The 17,051-nt window shown below is 68.8% G+C and carries 12 protein-coding genes and 1 pseudogene; 6 read left to right on the top strand and 7 right to left on the bottom strand.

Translation table 11 applies throughout. The features are described 5' to 3' along the window. The first annotated feature begins 67 nt into the window (after nucleotides 1-67). A complete protein-coding gene (locus tag D7V77_RS30990) occupies nucleotides 68-1,630 on the top strand; it encodes a von Willebrand factor type A domain-containing protein (protein ID WP_233597353.1) in 1,563 nt (520 codons plus the stop codon). Between the two features lie 102 nt (nucleotides 1,631-1,732). On the opposite strand, the gene D7V77_RS30985 is transcribed toward D7V77_RS30990, so the two are convergent. Continuing rightward, nucleotides 1,733-2,335 (bottom strand): hypothetical protein, encoded by a 603-nt coding sequence (locus D7V77_RS30985; protein ID WP_120579895.1) that lies wholly within the window; start codon nucleotides 2,333-2,335, stop codon nucleotides 1,733-1,735. 215 nt (nucleotides 2,336-2,550) lie between these two features. On the opposite strand from D7V77_RS30985, the gene D7V77_RS30980 reads away from it, so the two are divergent. Continuing rightward, nucleotides 2,551-3,153 carry an expansin EXLX1 family cellulose-binding protein gene (locus D7V77_RS30980; RefSeq protein ID WP_120579894.1) on the top strand — a complete coding sequence of 201 codons (603 nt, stop codon included), beginning with the start codon at nucleotides 2,551-2,553 and terminating at the stop codon, nucleotides 3,151-3,153. Between the two features lie 58 nt (nucleotides 3,154-3,211). Here the strand turns inward: D7V77_RS30980 and D7V77_RS30975 are convergent, their stop codons facing one another. The 5 genes from D7V77_RS30975 to D7V77_RS30955 all read right to left on the bottom strand — a co-directional run bounded on the left by D7V77_RS30975 (nucleotide 3,212) and on the right by D7V77_RS30955 (nucleotide 13,274). Further along, a complete protein-coding gene (locus tag D7V77_RS30975) occupies nucleotides 3,212-3,811 on the bottom strand; it encodes a hypothetical protein (protein WP_120579893.1) in 600 nt (199 codons plus the stop codon). Nucleotides 3,812-3,932: 121 nt separating this feature from the next. Continuing rightward, the gene (locus tag D7V77_RS30970) at nucleotides 3,933-4,529 is read right to left on the bottom strand and encodes a hypothetical protein (protein WP_120579892.1); all 597 of its coding nucleotides are present in this window, start codon (nucleotides 4,527-4,529) and stop codon (nucleotides 3,933-3,935) included. Nucleotides 4,530-4,598: 69 nt separating this feature from the next. Then, nucleotides 4,599-10,142 carry a DNA repair ATPase gene (locus D7V77_RS30965; protein ID WP_120579891.1) on the bottom strand — a complete coding sequence of 1,848 codons (5,544 nt, stop codon included), beginning with the start codon at nucleotides 10,140-10,142 and terminating at the stop codon, nucleotides 4,599-4,601. Nucleotides 10,143-10,181: 39 nt separating this feature from the next. Beyond that, on the bottom strand, nucleotides 10,182-12,344 hold the full coding sequence (locus D7V77_RS30960) for a hypothetical protein (RefSeq protein ID WP_120579890.1): 2,163 nt from the start codon (nucleotides 12,342-12,344) through the stop codon (nucleotides 10,182-10,184). Nucleotides 12,345-12,461: 117 nt separating this feature from the next. Further along, nucleotides 12,462-13,274, bottom strand: coding sequence for a hypothetical protein (locus tag D7V77_RS30955; protein WP_120579889.1), 813 nt, complete (start codon nucleotides 13,272-13,274; stop codon nucleotides 12,462-12,464). Between the two features lie 221 nt (nucleotides 13,275-13,495). Here D7V77_RS30955 and D7V77_RS30950 point away from each other — a divergent pair, with 221 nt between their 5' ends. The 4 genes from D7V77_RS30950 to D7V77_RS30935 all read left to right on the top strand — a co-directional run bounded on the left by D7V77_RS30950 (nucleotide 13,496) and on the right by D7V77_RS30935 (nucleotide 16,772). Further along, nucleotides 13,496-14,554, top strand: coding sequence for a DNA topoisomerase IB (locus D7V77_RS30950; protein WP_120579888.1), 1,059 nt, complete (start codon nucleotides 13,496-13,498; stop codon nucleotides 14,552-14,554). A 79-nt stretch (nucleotides 14,555-14,633) separates the two neighbouring features. After that, nucleotides 14,634-15,365, top strand: coding sequence for a 2OG-Fe(II) oxygenase (locus tag D7V77_RS30945; protein WP_120579887.1), 732 nt, complete (start codon nucleotides 14,634-14,636; stop codon nucleotides 15,363-15,365). A 114-nt stretch (nucleotides 15,366-15,479) separates the two neighbouring features. After that, on the top strand, nucleotides 15,480-15,674 hold the full coding sequence (locus D7V77_RS30940) for a hypothetical protein (RefSeq protein WP_120579886.1): 195 nt from the start codon (nucleotides 15,480-15,482) through the stop codon (nucleotides 15,672-15,674). 33 nt (nucleotides 15,675-15,707) lie between these two features. Continuing rightward, nucleotides 15,708-16,772, top strand: a complete 1,065-nt coding sequence (locus D7V77_RS30935) for a patatin-like phospholipase family protein (RefSeq protein WP_120579885.1) — start codon at nucleotides 15,708-15,710, stop codon at nucleotides 16,770-16,772. A gap of 13 nt (nucleotides 16,773-16,785) precedes the next feature. Here D7V77_RS30935 and D7V77_RS30930 read toward each other — a convergent pair. Further along, nucleotides 16,786-17,051, bottom strand: a pseudogene (locus D7V77_RS30930) (alpha/beta hydrolase); the annotation flags it as partial.

Raw genomic sequence — 17,051 nt, 5'->3', positions numbered from 1 at the left:
CTCACGCTCCTCGGCCATCATTGGCGCGGCCGCCAAGAAGCGCGCTGACGCACCGTCGCCCGCGCCAATGATGGCCGAGGAGCGTGAGTCTTCCGATGCCCTGGCCGCGGCGGAGCCGGCCATGCGGCGCGCGGCGCCGGCGAAGGACGCCACCGTGGCCATGGGCGCGCCGGCCGGCCTCCAGATGAATGCCCCGCCGCCGGTCCAGCAGCCCATGGAGAAGCGCAAGATGCAGGCGGTGGATGGCGACAAGGGCGTCGCCGAGGGCGGCAACGTCTTCGAGACCTACAAGGCCAACGCCTTCACCGAGACGGCGAAGGACAACCTGTCCACCTTCGCGGCGGACGTGGACACGGCCTCCTACTCCATGGCCCGGCGCTACCTGCAGCAGGGCCAGCTGCCGCCCACCCACGCGGTGCGCGTGGAGGAGTTCGTCAACTACTTCAAGTACCGCTACACGCCGCCGGAAGAAGGCGCCTTCACGGTGCACCTGGAGGGCGCGCCCTCGCCCTTCAACGCGCGCCGCCAGTTCCTGCGCGTGGGCGTGCAGGGCAAGGTCGTCTCCCGCTCGCAGCGCAAGCCCGCGCACCTGGTGTTCCTGGTGGACACCAGCGGCTCCATGGCGTCGTCGGACAAGCTGCCGCTGGCCATCGAGTCCATCAAGGTCGCGGTGAAGAACCTCAATGAGAACGACACCGTGGCGCTCGTCACCTACGCGGGCTCCACGCGGGACGTGCTGGCCCCCACGCCCGCCACGGACGTGAAGAAGATCCACGCGGCGCTGGACACGCTGGTCGCGGGCGGCGGAACGGCCATGGGCTCCGGCATGGAGACGGCCTACAAGCACGCGGTGAAGAAGGCCGCGGGTGGAGTGGTGTCCCGCGTGGTGGTGCTCACGGACGGCGACGCCAACATCGGCCCCAACCTCACCCCCAAGGCCATGCTGTCCAGCATCGAGAAGTACGTGGCCGAGGGCGTCACGCTCACCACGGTGGGCTTCGGCATGGGCAACTACCACGACTCGCTGATGGAGCAGCTGGCCGACAAGGGCAACGGCAACAGCTTCTACGTGGACAGCATGAAGGAGGCGCGCAAGGTCTTCGAGACGCAGCTGACCGGCACGCTGGAGGTCATCGCGAAGGACGTGAAGTTCCAGGTGGAGTTCAACCCGAAGGCCGTCAGCCGCTACCGCCTGATGGGCTACGAGAACCGCGACATCGCGGACAAGGACTTCCGCGACGACAAGGTGGACGCGGGCGAGATTGGCGCGGGCCACACCGTGACGGCGCTCTACGAAGTGGAGCTCACGGGCGAGGCGCAGGACGTGGCCACCGTGCGCATCCGCGCCAAGGCGCCCAACGGCACGGAGGCCAAGGAGCAGGCCTTCCCGCTCACCCGCGCCAACCTGAAGCCGTCCATGGAGGCCGCGTCCAGTGACTTCCGCTTCGCCGTCGCCGTGGCCGCCACCGCGGACATCCTCCGCGCCGCGCCCGCCGCCGAGGGCTGGAGCCTGGCCACCACGCAGAAGCTGGCGGAGGGCGCCGTGGCGGGTGACGCCGACCGCACCGAGTTCGTTCGTCTCATCGGCCAGGCCCGCGCGCTGACGACCGCGTCGGCCAGCGGCCACTGAGGGCAGTACCCAGCACGACACACCGGGGAACGCGCAGCAAGGGGGGCTCTGCCCGCCACCGGGGATGCACCGGTGGCGGGCAGGGCTTTTTTCAGGGGTGCTTCAGATGGTGCTGATGACCGGCGCCGTGGTGCTGGTGAAGAAGTCGGTGAAGGTCCCGTACCAGTAGGTCCCCGACCGGCCGTTGATCTTGCATGCCTTGGTGCCGGAGACGCTCAGGTTGGTCCCGGTGCTGTTCAGGCCGGCGCTGCCGGTCAGGATGCTGCCCGTCATGTAATCGCAGTAGATGTCCCCATTGCGCGTGGTGGAGAGCGTCGTGGGGTCCACGGCGCGCACGGCCATGATGGTGGCCGCCGAGCCGCTCCAGCCGTTCTTCATCGTGAAGCCCACCGCGAGCCCCAGGCTGGAGCCGGAGAGGGACACGGTGCCCGGCGCGTTCAGCGGGACGGTCTGGAGCACCACCGACGCGCCCGTCGTCAGGGTGCAGCTGGCGCCACCCGTGCGGGTGAGGACGACGTTGTACTGCGGCGGCGAGGTGGTGATCTGCACCGTGGTCGCTTCGTAGTCACAGCCCTGCGAGGACGCCGTCGTCAACCGCGCGCTCTGCTGCGCGAGCTCCGCGCCGTCCTCCTGCTCCGGACCGCCACACGCGGAGAGGGCAAGAGCGGACCCAAGGCACACCACGGACGTCAGCTTGTTCATCATGGGAATTCCTTTCCTATTTTGGGGAGGGGGAAGGCCCGGACGCTAACAAGCCTGTCTGACAGAACCAAGACACAGAGTCCTGTCTGCCCTTGACGCGGAGCGACGCGTGTATAGTGCCCGGTATGAACCGACCCGCTTCGTTGCAAAATGCGTTGGTGTTGGCCCTGACCTCGCTTGCCTGTGGAGCATGCGGCGACTCTGCCTCCGGCGGAGGCGTGGCCCTGGGCTCCGAGCAGAAAGGGATTGCGACCTTCTACGACGCCAACGGGGGCGGCAACTGCAGCTACGACCCGGGCGGCGACCTGATGGTGGCCGCGATGAACCGCGAGCAGTACGACAACAGCGCCGCCTGCGGCCAGTGCGTGGACATCGCGGGGCCCAAGGGCAACGTGCGCGTGCGCATCGTGGACCAGTGCCCGGATTGCGATAAGGGCCACCTGGATCTGTCCCGCAAGGCCTTCGACAAGATCGCGGAGGCGAAGGATGGCCGGGTGAGCATCACCTGGACGCCGGTCTCCTGCGACGTGGCGGGTCCGGTGGAGTACCACTTCAAGGACGGCAGCAACCCCTGGTGGACGGCCATCCAGGTGCGCAATCACCGGCTGCCCATCCAGAAGCTGGAGTGGAAGCGTGACGGTGATTGGAAGGCGCTGAAGCGCGAGAGCTACAACTACTTCGTCACCGACTCGGGCGTGGGCGAGGGCCGCTTCCAGCTGCGCGTCACCGCCACGGGCGGCCAGCAGCTCGTCGACTCCGTGGAGAAGGTGCTGGACGACGGCAGCGTGGACGGGGCGGAGCAGTTCGCGCCCCAGAAGTAGGCGCACGCGCCCCGCCGCCCCGTCCGTCACTGCGTCACTGCGTCACTGCGTCAGCGCATCAGAACGTGAAGACGGACGGGGACGTGGTGCTGGTGAAGAAGTCCGCGTAGCTGGCCACGTAGTTGTTCCCCGAGCCCGTCTGGCCGGAGATGGTGCCGCTCTTCGTGCCGGACACGGTGAGCGTCGTCCCGTTGGACGCGATGGACAGGCTGCCCGAGTAGATGGAGCCCGAGCCCAGGAAGATGGACAGCCCCGTGGAGCGCACGATGGCCATCGTGTCCGGAGCCACGTGCCGGAGTCCCAGGGACTGGGGCGAGCTGCCGCTGACGCTGGTCTTGTACGTGTAGCTCACGGCCACGCCCAGGTCGTTGGCCGCCAGCGACAGCGTGGGCGCGGTGCCGGTGGAGGAGCCCACCACCACGCTGTCCGCGCCGAAGGCACAGGTGGCATCCGCCGCGCGCGTGACGGTGACGTCGTAGATGGGAGGAACGGTTCCCGTCCGCGCCGCGGACGACACCGTGAACGTGCAGCCCTGGGAGGTCCCCGTCACCAGCGCGGACTCCTGGGTGGCGAGGTCGGCCTCCCCCCCCACGCCAGCGCCACACGCGGTGAGGCCCGCGATGGCGCAAAGTGAAACAACAGACTTGATGTTCAGCATGGGAGTGCACTCCAGGGTTGGGGTGGTTGAAGCGCCGTCCCGTATAAAAGCAAACGTCAGACACTGAAAACATTTCGTCCTCAATGCCTGCCATCCAAACCCTGGGGTGCGAAGTCACCCATCAGAACGCGACGATGGACGGTGTCGTCTCGCTGGTGAAGAAGTCCGGGAAGGTGGCCACGTAGTCATCACCGGAGCCCGTCTCTCCGACGATCGGGGCGTTCTTGGTGCCGCTGACGGTCAGCGTCATGCCGTCCGGTTCAATGGACAGGTCTCCGGCGTAGATGAACTTCCCCAGCGCGTTGAAGTACAGGCCCGTGGACCGGGTGATGGCCAGCGTTTCCGGTGCCACGTGCTTGATGCCCAGCTGCTGGGGTGAGGGCCCACCCGTCCGGTACGTGTAGCTCACGGCCACGCCCAGGTCGTTGGCCGCCAGGGACACCGTGGACGGCGTGCCGTTGGAGAACCCCACCACCACGCTGCCCGCGCTCCAGGGGCAGGTGGAACTCGCTTCACGTGTGAGCGTGATGTCGAAGATGTAGGGGAACGGACCGGGCTGCCGCGGCGCGGACGACACCGTGAAGGTGCAGCCCTGGGAGGTCCCCGTCACCAGGGCGGACTCCCGGGTGGAGAACTCGCCCTGCCCTTCCGCTCCTCCGCCACACGCCGTGACCGCGACGACCGCACACAGGGAAACGACAGACTTGAGGTGATGCATGGCACTGCCCTCCAGGGGTTGGAACCGCGCCAACCCCTTTAAAGGCAAATGCCAGACATGCAAACCGGATTAACGCCGCAGCATGCCGCGCAGCAACTCCAGGGCCTCGGTGACCCCTTGCCAGACCTGGAGCGCCTTGATGCCCTCGCCTTCGCCCTGCACGTTGCGGCGGGCCGCGCGCTCCAGGGGCAGCAGCGCCCCCTCCACCAGCTCGATCTGCCGGCTCAGCTCCGCCGGAGACGGACCGTTCGCGGCGCGCTGGAGTGACTCCGCCTGTGAAGGCAGGGACACCGACACCGGCCGGTCCGCCAGGGCCGTGATGGCCTTGGAGAGCTGGGCCATGTACGGGCCGAAGTCCGGCGCGGCCGCCTGGGGCATGGGCGCGTTGCGCAGCGTGGGCGCCTCCGCTTGGGTTGCCACGCGCTCCGTGAGGGCCTTGAGCAGCTGCGCCAGGTGCTTGAGGTACGGGGCCAGGTCCGTGGCCGGAGCCTGGGCCACGGGAGCGGCCTGGGGCATGGCCGGGAGGGACACCTGCACCGGGGCGGGTGGCTTCGCGGCGGCCTCGCGGCTGACGCGGGCTACCTCCAGCACGGCCTCGCGCAGGGCCTCCAGGTGCGGGGCCACGGGCGTGTCCTCGCTGGGGGCGTTCGCCTGCGCGGCGGCCTGCACCACCGCGTCGCGCACGGCGCCCAGTTGTTCCTCGATGGCGCCCAGCTGTCCGGTGACGCGCGCCACGGGGTCGTCTTCCTTGCCCCCCATGCGCTTCACGCGGGCGAAGCCCTGCTTGATCTCCTCCCAGCGCTTCGCCTTCTCCGGCGTCAGGCGCCCGCGCATCTCCTGGAGCTTGAGCAGGTTCTGCTCCGCCGCGGTGGTGAGTGTCTGGGATTCGCCCTGGTAGTGGTCGTCGATGCGGCGCTCAAGCTCGTCGTCCGTCATCGCGGAGACGACCTTCTCCGCCATCTTGCCCATGTTGCGGTAGCTGCCCTGCAACTTGAACGGAGGCTCCGTGCGGAAGCGCTCGTCCTGCGCGGCGGACGCGATGTACTGGAGGTTCACCTTGAGCAGCACCTGCTGCACGCGGAACAGCCGCTGGAAGACGGCGACAATCTCCTGCAGCTCCGCCGCCGCGTAGCCGTGCTTCAGCTCGCCGGAGGGGACGTCCTCGCCCTTGGCCATCCGGATGAGGCGGTGCACGTCCTGCGGGTCGCGCGTGGCCAGCGGCGCGAGCACCGGGTTGGAGGTGAGCGCGTTCTCCAGGTAGCTGAGCGCGAACAGGTCCTCCTTGCCGTCCAGGATGTCACCCAGGTTGTAGGTGTCCGCGCGGTTGGCGAGCATGTCCGGGATGCGGAAGCGCTCGCCGGTCTCCGTGTACGGGTTGCCCGCCATCACCACGCAGAACTTCTTGCCGCGCAGATCATACGTGCGCGTCTGGCCATTCCAGACACCCTCTACGCGGCGCTGGCCGTCGCACAGGGAGATGAACTTCTGGAGCAGCTCCGGATCCGTGTGCTGGATGTCGTCGAGGTAGAGCATCACGTTGTTGCCCATCTCGAAGGACAGGTTGATGCGCTCCACCTCCTGCCGCGCGGTGGCGTTGGGCGCCTCCGACGGATCCAACGACTTCACGGAGTGGCCCAGCGCCGGCCCGTTCACCTTCACGAAGGTGAGGCCCAGGCGGCTGGCCACGTACTCCATCAGCGTCGTCTTGCCGTAGCCCGGCGGAGACATGAGCAGCAGCATGCCCATGCGGTCCGTGCGCTTGCCCTCGCCCGCCGCACCCAGCTGCTTGGCCAGGTTCGCGCCGATGAGCGGCAGGTACACCTCGTCGATGAGCCGGTTGCGCACGAAGCTCGTGAGCACCTTGGGCGTCAGCTCCTCCAACCGCAGCTTGCGCCGCTCGCGGTCCAGCAGGTCGCGCAGGTATGCGCGGTAGGCCACGTACGCGGGCACGCGCACCTGGCGGAACTCGCCCAGCCGCGCCAGGAACTCATCCAGGCGCAGGGACAGCTTGCGGTCCTGGACGCGTGGGTGGCTGCCCAGAAGGCCCGTGGCCTCCGTGGCGGTGATGGCGCCCGCCGTCTCGCGGTCCAGCTTGCGCTCGGTGAGGAGCACCACCGCCGTCTCCAGCGCGACGTGGGCCGCGTCACCCGGGCCGCCGTCGCGCTTCGCGAGGAACGCGTCCACCCAGGCGCGAGCGATGCGCAGGCGCTCCGGCAGGTTCTTCTCCAGGCCGCGCAGGTCGTCGTCGAACGCGGTGCGCGAACCGTGGCGGTCCAGGTGCGCGAGGAAGGCGTCCTTCAGCGCCAGGGCCTCGCGGCTGGTGGTGAAGCGAGGGCGGTCCACCGCCAGCTCCTCCACGAGGTAGCGGCCCGCCTGCCGGCCCTCCGCGGGCGACGCCGCGAGGCCGTGGCCCTGGAGGAACGCGAGCACGCGCTCGCCCAGCTCGTCACCCAGCGCCACCAGGTCCGAGCCGATGTCGAAGGCTTGGCGCAGCCGCGCGAGGCTGCGCGCGCGCCGGTGGAAGACGCCCCGGAGCGTGTCGTCCGGGTCGAACGCCCAGTACAGCGCGGCCCAGGCGCGAGGCACCGGGGCGAAGCGCAGCAGGCCCGCGCCCTGGTGCAGCGCGAGCAGCTTCTCCAGGAGCGCCGTCGCGTCCGAGTCGTGCACGCCGCGCTCGTAGCCCTCGTCGAAGCGGTCCGCCGCGTACGCGCGCACGCGCTCCATCAGCTGCCCCTGCGCGCCGGCCTCGTACAGCGCCGTGAGCGTGAGGCCGCCCTTCCCCTCCTCCGCGTCCATCAACAGGCCCGCGGCCAGGTACTCCGCGCGGTACACGTCGCGCGTCTCGGAGACCAGGTGCTGATCCCAGAGCTCGCGGTACTTCAGCAGCTCCGGGTCCTCCAGCTTCTGGGTGTAGTCGGAGCCGGTGAGCTGGAGGTACAGCGCGCCGTCGCGAGGGACGAGCGTCAGCTCCAGCGGCTGCGTGTTGACGTGGAAGCGATAGGGCCCCAGCTTGATGAGGCCTTCGCCGCCCTCGAACAGGTCCTGCTTGTCGCGCAGGGCGCGCAGGGCGTCCTGCTTCGCGGACTTCACCCGCGACAGCACTTCGTCCGCGCGCACGCTGTCCTGGAGCGCCAGCAGCTGTTCAGCCAGCTGCCGCAGCTTGAGGATCATCGCGTCGGACGCGAAGTAGGCGTTGAGCTCGTCGTCCGCCTTGAACGACTTCGCCCGGCGCTGCACGCCCTGGAGGATGCGCTCCGCCGCGCCGAAGAGGCCCGAGGCCCGGCGCTGACGCTCGTCCACCAGCGCCTGCTTGCGCGCGCCGAAGGCCTCCAGCAGCTCTTCGCGCTTCTGGGTGATCTGCCCCAGGAACTCGTCGAACTCGCCGAAGCGGCCCTCCAGCTCCTCCAGCAGCACGGTGAGCTTGGAGAGCGCCTCGTCGCACTTCTCCGGCGAGTCCGCCTGCGACAGCGCGTTCTCGATGCTCTGCCCCAGCAGCTTGAACTGCGCGCCGAACTCCGCGCGCTTCTCCTTGCCGGACAGCTCCTTGCGCTTCGCCTGGAGCCCCGCGCGCACGCGGTTCAAGCGGCTGAACAGCTCGGAGATGCCCTCGAGGATCTTGGCCCGGGCCAGCGGGTCGCCCACCTGGAGCCCGCCCACCACCTCACCCAGCACCTCCAGGCCCTGGGCGGTGCGATCCACGTCCTCGGCCAGCGGGGCCAGCTCGGCCGTCGTCGTCAGAGGCTCCAGCCGCTCCAGCAGCCCGTCCAGCCGCGAGGCCAGGGGCTGGAGCGCTTCACCCTTCTGGAGGAAGTCCACGCACGCGGTGCTCACCGCGTCGGACGCGGCCACCACCGCCTGCTCCAGGGCGTCCACGCGCCCCAGGTCCATGTAGCGGACGTCCTTCAAGGTGATGAGGTGCCCGCGGTGCCGGCGCAGTTCCGCCAGCGCGCGCATGAAGCCCTCGGCATCCGTGAGCCCCTCCGGCTGCGCGTTGAGCAGCAGCGTCTCCTGCGTCTGCAGCGCCTGCGCGAGCGACTCCTCCGCGCGCTTGCGCATCGCGAGGACCTTCTCGAACTCATCGATGATGAGCTCGGAGGTGCGGCGCAGCAGCTCGATGGGCGCCTGGAGCCCCACTTCCGCGTGGGAGAGCCAGTAGTAGGCGTCCAGGGCGCGAGTGGCCGCGGAGACCAGGTCCTCGTAGGTGCGGCGCGTGGGCTTGTCCGTCTTCGCCACGCGCGGCAGCGTCAGGGCGTCACTGATGCCGCGCACCAGCTCCGCGTTGCCCACCTTGCCCAGGTAGCCCGGCGCGGGGGGCACCTTCGCCGCGTGCTCGTCGGAGACGAACGGCGTCTGCCACACCTGCATGGGGTGCACGCGCGTGGGCTCCTGCGACGTGGCGCGGAACACCACCAGCCCACCGTCCGCGAAGAGGCTCATGCCGTTCGCCTGCAGCGGCGTCTGCACCTCCTTGCGCACCAGGTTGTACGGGAAGAGCACATACGCGCCCTCGTCCCGGCGGTGGAAGACGTAGAGCACGTCCTCACCGTTGGGCGAGCGCACCGCCTGGTGGAACTCCATCCCCTCCGACGCGCCGTCGAAGACCTTGTAGTCGCCCGTCTGGAGGTAGTAGCCGCCCGGGAAGACGATGCCCTGGTCCTCCGGCAGCCGCACACAGGACTGGCCAATGGCGTCGATGCGCACCACGTGCTGGGTGCGCGAGTTGAAGACGAGGTAGCGGTACGCCTTCTCCCGGAACGGCAGGATGCGCAGGAGGATGAGCCCGCCCACCTGCGTCCAGGCGAACTCCGCGTCGTCCAGCGACTGGTCCGGGTCCTCCACCGGCTCGCTGTAGATGCCCAGGCCGGTGGCGGTGTTGTCCTCCACCTTCACGGTGAGGTCGCCCTTCACCGTCTCCACGAAGACCTGATCCAACACGTTGACGTGCGGGTGCTGGCCCAGCACGTACTGCTCGCGCGTGGCCACCGTCCACTCGAAGTCGTGTGACGGCGGGTAGACGTGGTCGCGCTCACCCTGGTTGTCCACGTAGGTGGCGTGACCCTCCACGTCCACGTTGAAGCGGAAGACCTTGAGGTCGCGCGCGGACAGGCCCGTCTGGAACACCGCGAGCAGGCGCGAGTCCCGCCGCCGCAACTGCAGCAGCTTCGCGTCCTTGTAGTACTTGTACAGCTCGCCGAAGTCCTTCACGAACCGGGGGTCCGCGAGGAAGCCGCCGGCCTCCGTGGGAGGCACGGCGGACAAGTCGAAGCCCTCGGCCGTCTTCTCGAAGCGGTGCAGCGAGAAGACGTCCGAGATGTTCGTCTCCTTCTTCAGGCCGATGAAGACGTTGTAGCCGAAGAGGAGGTACTTCCCGACGCTGACGATGTCGCGGGGGACGCAGTTGTTCTCCGTGCGTACCCGCTCGTTGCCAATGACGGTGAGCTCCGTGCCACCGAACAGCGCCTTGCGCCGCCCGTTGAGGTCGTTCGCCTGGGTCGCCAGCGCGTCCGCCTGGGAGACGAGGCGCGCACGGATGACCTCGTAGCTGCCGCCCTCCAGCGTCGCCTCGCCCCCGGGCACCTGGGTGCCCGGGGTCTTGGTGCTGTCAGTTGCCATGGATGTTCACCGGAAAGGGATTGCGATTGGCGGGAGGCTTCAGCCCTGCTGCTTCTGCGCGAGGGCCGCGGCTTCCGACTGCACCAGCGCCTTGATGCCAGCGGCGGTGGACTCCGTGGGGCTCACCGACATGCGGTTGAGCAGCGCCGCGACGGCCAGGTTCTGCGCGTCGTTGCTGAGGCCCGGCTTGGAGAGGATCTCCTTCAGGTCCGCCGGCAGGTCCTTCTCACCGTTGAGGTAGCCACCGAGCGTCTTCTTCAGGGCCTCGCCGTGGTCCAGCGCGCCGTCCACCGAGCTGCCGAAGGACACGGCCTTGATGAAGTTCTCGAAGAACTTCCCGTCGCCACCGACGATCTGGAACTTCGCGTTGCTGAACGCCTGGCCGAGCACGCTGGCCTGGGCCTGTGCGATGTCCTTGCGCACGTTGATGGCGGCCAGCTCCACGTCGCGCTCCTTGTTGAGGCGCAGGCGGTACTCCTCGTGCTCGCGGCCCACGCCGTCCAGGGCCTTCATCGCGGTGGCCTTCTCCGACAGGCCCCGGGCCTCGGCCATCAGCTTCTCCTGGATGGCGGCGGCCTCGGCGAGCAGCTTCTCACGCGTGGCGAACGCCTCGGCCTCGCCGCGCTTGTGGATGGCGCCCGCTTCCGCCTCCTGCACGCGGGCGTTCGCCAGGCCCTTCTGCTCCGCGCCAGCGGCCTCGGCGAGCAGCTTCTCGCGCACCGCGGACGCCTGCGCCTGGCCCTGCTTCTCGATGACGGAGGCCTCGGCCTCCTTCACGCGCACCTGCGCCATGCCCAGCTTCTCCGTGGCGACCGCGTCCGCCTCACGCACGCGCACGCTGGCCAGGCCCGCCGCGGCGGACTCGGCCTGGATGCCCTCGGCCATCCGCATCTTCGCCTTGGCCTGCTTGTCCGCGGCCTCCAGGTCGGCCTCGGCCAGGGTCAGCTTCTCCTTGGCGAGGAACACGGAGATCTTCGCGCTCGCCTCCGCGGCGGTGACGTCCTTCACGGACGCCTCTTCGGCGTGCGCCTGGGCGGTGATGATGATGGCGTCCTTGGTGCGCTTCGCGTCCGACGTCACGCGCAGGTCCTTGATGTTCTCCTCTTCCTGGGCGACGGTCTTCTCCACCGCGATGCGGGCGCGGACGACGTCGGCGATGGCCTTCTTCTCCGTCTCCAGCGCCTTCTCCTTCGCGATGCGCTGCAGCTCCGTCTCACGCTCGCGGTTGATGGCCTCCAGGGCGCGGTCCTTCTCCACTCGCTCGGTCTCCACGCCCACCACGCGCTCGCGGTTCTTCTGGGCCACCTGCACCTGGCGCTGCTTGTTCTCCTCGTTGATGGCGATCTCTTCTTCCGCCTTGATGCGCGCCAGCTGCGCCTTGGCGAACTCCTCGCTCTTCACGCGGTCGGCCTCGGCCGTCTCACGCGCCTGGATGATGTCGATCTCGCGGCGCTGCTTGGCGGCCGCCTCCTCGCGCTGACGCTCGAGGGCGAAGATGGCCTCGTCGGCTTCCACGTTGCGCTTCGTCACCGCCATGCGCTCGGACTGGCGCAGCTCGTTGGTGAAGACGTTCTGCTCGGTGGTGAGCTGGGTGATCTTCCGGATGCCCTGGGCGTCCAGGATGTTGTCCTTGTCGAGCATCTCCACCGGGGTCTGCTCGAGGAAGTCGATGGCGCAGTCCTCCAGCATGTAGCCGTTCAAGTCGCGGCCGATGGTCTCGACGACCTTGTCCTTGATCTCGTCGCGCTTGGTGTAGAGCTGCTCGAAGTTGAAGGACTTGCCCACCGTCTTGAGGGCCTCGGAGAACTTGGCCTCGAAGAGGTTCTCCAGCGTCTCCTGATCAGAGGCGCGCGCGCAGCCGATGGACTGGGCCACCTTGAGCACGTCCTCACGCGTCTTGTTCACGCGCACGAAGAAGGTGACCTTGATGTCCGCGCGGATGTTGTCCTGGCAGATGAGGCCTTCCTTGCCGCGGCGGTCGATTTCAACCGTCTTCAGCGAGATGTCCATCACCTCCGCGCGGTGCACGATGGGCAGCACCACGGAGCCGGTGAAGGTGACCGTGGGCTCGGTCTTCAACGTGTTGACGATGAGCACCTTGCCCTGATCCACCTGGCGGTAGAACTTGGCCACGCTGGCGAAGATGCCGAAGCAGATGACGATTGCGACGCCGCTGATTGCCGCGATGCTGATGAGGTCCATGGCCTATCCTGAGAAGTCCGTTGGGCGGGCCTTGTTCCAAGCACTCGGGGTCCCCCGCGAAAGCCACCCGGTACCGATTGTCGCGCCCGTCCGGAGGAGCCCGGATGACGCCAATATTCATCGCTGGGCGCGGGCTCGCGCGATGGCCGCTGCCTTCAGCGGATCCCGCAGCTGCTCCATTTCCTGGGGGAGGAGCCAGTCCACCGGCTCCACCTCGTACACGCCCCGCTCCGCGTCGTAGCCGAGGATCAACGCCGGCTGGCCGCGCTTGAGCTCATTGGGCTTGTCACAGAAGACGTTGAGGATGAGGCCCGCGGCCCCGTCGTCGAAGGTTGCGTGGCCATCCTTCGCGGTCACGCTGCCGCTGGAGATGGTGCACACGCGGCCCATCAGCGCATCGCGGCCCGGAGCGCGCCTGGCGATGAAGATGGGGCGCAGCGGCCGCACCGCGATCCCGCTCGCCACCGTGGCCACCACCGTGCAGACAAGGCCCAGGCCCGTGCTCACGAGCCACGAGGGCAGCATGGAGAGCGCCGAGTGCGTGGCCTGGACGCCGAGCAGCGACAACGACCAGGAGAGGAACACCACCAGGCTCACCGACACGGTGACGGGGATGCCCCCGAAGCCCAGCGCCGCGAGCAGGCCCGTGGCGGCCTCCGCGTCGTGCAGGTGCGAGTGCCCCGCGTGGCCGACGTCATGGCCCCCGAGTGCCTTCGCGCCACCTTCGAGAATCCCGGAGGTGGCCTTGGCGCCGCCCTCGAACGCGCCGCTCACCGCCTTGGCGCCGCCCTCCAGGGCCGAGTCGCCATCCAGCATGTCGATGCCGGCCGCGCCGATGATCACGCACAGCCAGTACGCCAGCACCACACCCAGGAGGATGGTGAAGATCGCGGTCGGGAACGCCAGGAGGGCGTCGAGGAAGGTTGTCATGCCTCGGGAATAAATTGAGAGGTGGGAGTCGCAACGAACTCTAAACGACTGCATCCCCATCCGAAAATGCCGCCTGGGGCTTTTCTGCCCGGCTGCTCCCCCTCCCGCCAGGGGGCAACCGGATTGCCGCCCCGGCGTGGGCTGCGCACTACAGGGAGGCGATGCCCTCCCATGCCACCATCTCAGAATCTGAGCGCATCCCGTCCACGAGCCGCCGGGGAATGACCCAGCTGGAGCGGCTGCGGCAGGACGGCCACCGTCGGCTGGGGTCCATGAAGCGAGGCTTCCGCTACGTGGACGCGCGGGGCCGGGCTGTCTCACACGCAGAGCGTGAGCGCATTGGTACACTGAGGCTGCCGCCCGCCTGGACGGACGTGGCCATCTCGCCCAAGGCCTCCGCGCGGCTTCAAGCGGTGGGCAGGGACGGGGCGGGCCGCTGGCAGTACCGCTACAGCGAGGCGCACACGCAGAAGCAACGGGACGCGAAGTACCAGCGCATCGTGGGCTTCGCGCAGGCGCTGCCGAAGATGCGGCGGCAGGTGAGCAAGGATTTGCGCAAGCGGGGCCTGGGCCGGGATCGGGTGCTCGCAGGGATGCTGCGCATCCTGGGCACCTGCTTCATCCGTCCGGGCAGCGAACGCTACGCGGAGGAGCACGGCAGCTTCGGCCTGGCCACGCTGCGAGCGCGGCACGTGAAGGTGCATGGCGACACGGTGGTGTTCGACTACCCGGGCAAGTCCGGAGTGCGGCAGCACCGCGAGTTGAAGGACCGGCGCGTGGCGACGCTCGTGCGGCAGTTGTTGAAGGTGCCCGGGCGAGACGTCTTCAAGTTCGTGCTCGACGACGGCGCGGTGGTGGACGTGAGGCGCCGGCACATCAACGAATACATCCAGCAGGTGATGGGCCCGGGCTACAGCGCGAAGGACTTCCGCACCTGGGCGGGTACGCTCATCTGCGCCTGCGCGCTGGCGAGGGCTCGCGATCGCGTGAAGGAGGAAGGCGACAGCGGCCCGGTGAAGAAGACCGTGCTCAAGAAGAGCATGGTGGCCGCGGTGCGCGAGGCCTCCGAACAGCTGGGCAACACGCCCGCGGTGGCGAAGGCGTCGTACATCTACCCGTCCGTGCTCGTCCTGTTCGAGCGAGGCCAGGTGGTGGACCGCTACTTCCGGTCCGTGGACGAGCTGGCGGCGAACTCGGGCGAAGGCATGCACTGCTCGGAGAAAGCGCTGTTGCACATGCTGGGCAAGACGAAGCTCAGCGCGAAGCAGGCGTCCGTGTAGCTCAGGACTCGGCCGGGAAGGAGGCGGGCGGTGGCGGTTCCCCTCTCGCGCGCACCGGGAAGGCGCTAGCGTCCGGTCCGTGCCCGAGTACGTCACCCACCGCGACGCCCTGCCCCGCGCCGAGCTGGAGTCCCTGGGGGATGCCCTGCTCGGCTCCCGCTTCGTCGCGCGCAGTCCGTTGATGGGCACGTTCCGCGCGAGCCGCGGCTTCGCGTTCATCTTCACGCGCGAAGGACGCGCGACGCTGGAGGCCCGCTTCCCGTTCCTGTCCGTCTACCTGCGCCGCATCCTCGACGACGACAGCGCGCGCGGGCTCCTGCCGTGGACGCAGCGCTGGTTCGGTGGCCGCGACACACGTCCGCGCCCCAATGCCTTCTATTTGAACCTGCTGCTGCTGGACGCGGGCACACCGGTGGGACGCCACATCGACGCGACGTTGCAGGAGCCGAGCGGCGTTCCGGACGCGACGCCCGAACACGTGAGCGTCCTGTACCTGCGGGTTCCAAAAGGCGCGCAGGGAGGCTCACTGCGGCTGCTGCGAGACAACCAGCTCCAGGGCGAGGTGCGGCCCCGTCCGGGCCTGCTGGTCCACTTCCGGGGCAACCTCCAGCACGAGGTCGAGCCCTTCACTGGAGGTCCGGAAGGCGCCCTGCGCGCGAGCCTCGTGTGCGAGCAATACGCCTTCGCGGACGACGTGCTGCCCCGACTCCCGGTGTTCCGCATCCAGTCCAAGGCGGGCTTCTCCGCCTACCTGGAGGCCCAGCGCGAGCGCGACGGCGCGGCCCCTTCCGTGGGAACGCTGGAGGAATAAGCGCCCGCTGGTGCCCCGCTCCTGGAGCATGCAGCCGCACGGGCAGACCACCGCTTGCGCCCACGGGGCAGCATCCCAAGCCTTGAGGTTCACCTTTCGCAGGAGTGGACGACCATGGCGGGCAAGAAGCTGGAGGGCTACGGCGAGACCAGTGAGCGACGCCAGCGGCACCTGGAGAACGACGAGTTCTCTGAACGGGCGCCCCAGACACCCGAGGAACTGGAGAAGGCGCGCACCGAACCGGAGGATGGGCATCAAGTGGTGACCCTCCATCCGCTGGATTCAGAGCGTCCGGACGACGAGGACTGAGCACACGCCGGGCTGATAGGGTCAGCGCCCGCGATGAGCCAGAGTCTGACCTTGCTTGCGGGCCCCAACGCCCTGCGCATCCTCCGGGAGCGCGGACTGCGCGCGGAGGACGTGGACATCCTTCCAGGCGCTTCCGGTGGACCGAAGTGGCTGGGGCTGGAGGGAATCGACCGCGTGCTGTTCGGCGAACTCCTCCAGCAGCCGCGCACCCGGCCGCTGCACCTCATCGGCAGTTCGATCGGGAGCTGGCGGCTGGCGTGCCTGGCGCAGAAGGATCCGGTGGCCGCGCTGAGGCGCTTCGCGGACGCGTACCTGGAGCAGCGCTATCCGCCCAGGCCTTCGCCCTCGCTGGTCAGCGAGAGGAGCGCGACGATCCTGGATTCCCTCCTGGGGCCGGACGGCATGGAGGAGATCCTCACGCACCCGTGGGCGCGCCTGCATGTCGTGACGACCCGGTGCAAGGGATTGCTGGCGATGGAGCAGTCCAGCATCCAGCTCGCGGGCTTCGTGCTGGGCGCGCTGGCGAACGCGGTGAGCCGCCGGACGCTCGGGCTCCACATGGAGCGCGTGGTGTTCCACACCGCCGGGGACTCCAGCCCCTTCGCTGGACTCAAGGACCTGCCGTCGGTCCATCGTCCCCTCACCCGCGACAACCTGCGCCCGGCGCTCATCGCATCGGGCTCCATTCCGATGGTGCTCGCGGGCGTCCACGACATCCCCGGCGCGCCTCCCGGCACGTACCGGGACGGCGGCGTCGTCGACTACCACCTGGACGTCGACTACGGCACGGGTGACGGGTTGGTGCTCTATCCGCACTTCTATCCGTACGTGGTGCCCGGCTGGTTCGACAAGTCGCTCAAGTGGCGGCGCGCGGGTCCGCTCAACTTCCGCCGCGCGTTGATCATCACGCCATCGCCCACGCATCTGGCGCGGCTGCCCGGTGGACGCATCCCGGACCGTTCGGACTTCACGGAGATGAAGGCCGACGACCGGATCCGCGCGTGGAAACAGGTGCTGACCGAAGGCGACCGCGTGGCCGACGAGCTGCGTGAGCTACTGGCCTCGGGTCGCATCGCGGATCACGTCCAGCCGCTGTAGCGCGCGGATCCATTCAGGAAGCGAGCCACGTGCGAAGCGTGGCGTAGACCTCCGGGTGGTCGAGCAGGTCCAGGTGGTTCGCGCCCGGGATGATCCGCTGGTTCGCTTCCGGGAATCGCAGCGTCAGCTCGGGCAGGGCATGCCGCCCGAGCGCGCTGTCCACCGGGACCAGCCCGTCACCGGGCAGCCGCTCCGCCAACGCCTTCGCGGTGGTCGCCGCGATCGCGTAGCAGGCCACGCCCTCCGGCAGCGTGACGCCGCGACGGGCATCCCCACCCC

This window comes from Corallococcus sp. CA041A (genome assembly GCF_003612075.1).
In the GTDB taxonomy this organism is placed as follows: Bacteria; Myxococcota; Myxococcia; order Myxococcales; family Myxococcaceae; genus Corallococcus; species Corallococcus exiguus.
Note: the sequence above shows the minus strand (reverse complement) of the source record. Positions and strands in the feature narration are given on the sequence as shown.

Bases quoted from the DNA above. Each gene is read 5' to 3' on its own strand.
- D7V77_RS30955 (WP_120579889.1), bottom strand. From the start codon at position 13,274: ATGACAACCTTCCTCGACGCCCTCCTGGCGTTCCCGACCGCGATCTTC.
- D7V77_RS30970 (WP_120579892.1), bottom strand. From the start codon at position 4,529: ATGCATCACCTCAAGTCTGTCGTTTCCCTGTGTGCGGTCGTCGCGGTC.
- D7V77_RS30990 (WP_233597353.1), top strand. From the start codon at position 68: ATGATGGCCGAGGAGCGTGAGTCTTCCGATGCCCTGGCCGCGGCGGAG.
- D7V77_RS30965 (WP_120579891.1), bottom strand. From the start codon at position 10,142: ATGGCAACTGACAGCACCAAGACCCCGGGCACCCAGGTGCCCGGGGGC.
- D7V77_RS30985 (WP_120579895.1), bottom strand. From the start codon at position 2,335: ATGATGAACAAGCTGACGTCCGTGGTGTGCCTTGGGTCCGCTCTTGCC.
- D7V77_RS30975 (WP_120579893.1), bottom strand. From the start codon at position 3,811: ATGCTGAACATCAAGTCTGTTGTTTCACTTTGCGCCATCGCGGGCCTC.
- D7V77_RS30950 (WP_120579888.1), top strand. From the start codon at position 13,496: ATGACCCAGCTGGAGCGGCTGCGGCAGGACGGCCACCGTCGGCTGGGG.
- D7V77_RS30940 (WP_120579886.1), top strand. From the start codon at position 15,480: ATGGCGGGCAAGAAGCTGGAGGGCTACGGCGAGACCAGTGAGCGACGC.
- D7V77_RS30960 (WP_120579890.1), bottom strand. From the start codon at position 12,344: ATGGACCTCATCAGCATCGCGGCAATCAGCGGCGTCGCAATCGTCATC.
- D7V77_RS30935 (WP_120579885.1), top strand. From the start codon at position 15,708: ATGAGCCAGAGTCTGACCTTGCTTGCGGGCCCCAACGCCCTGCGCATC.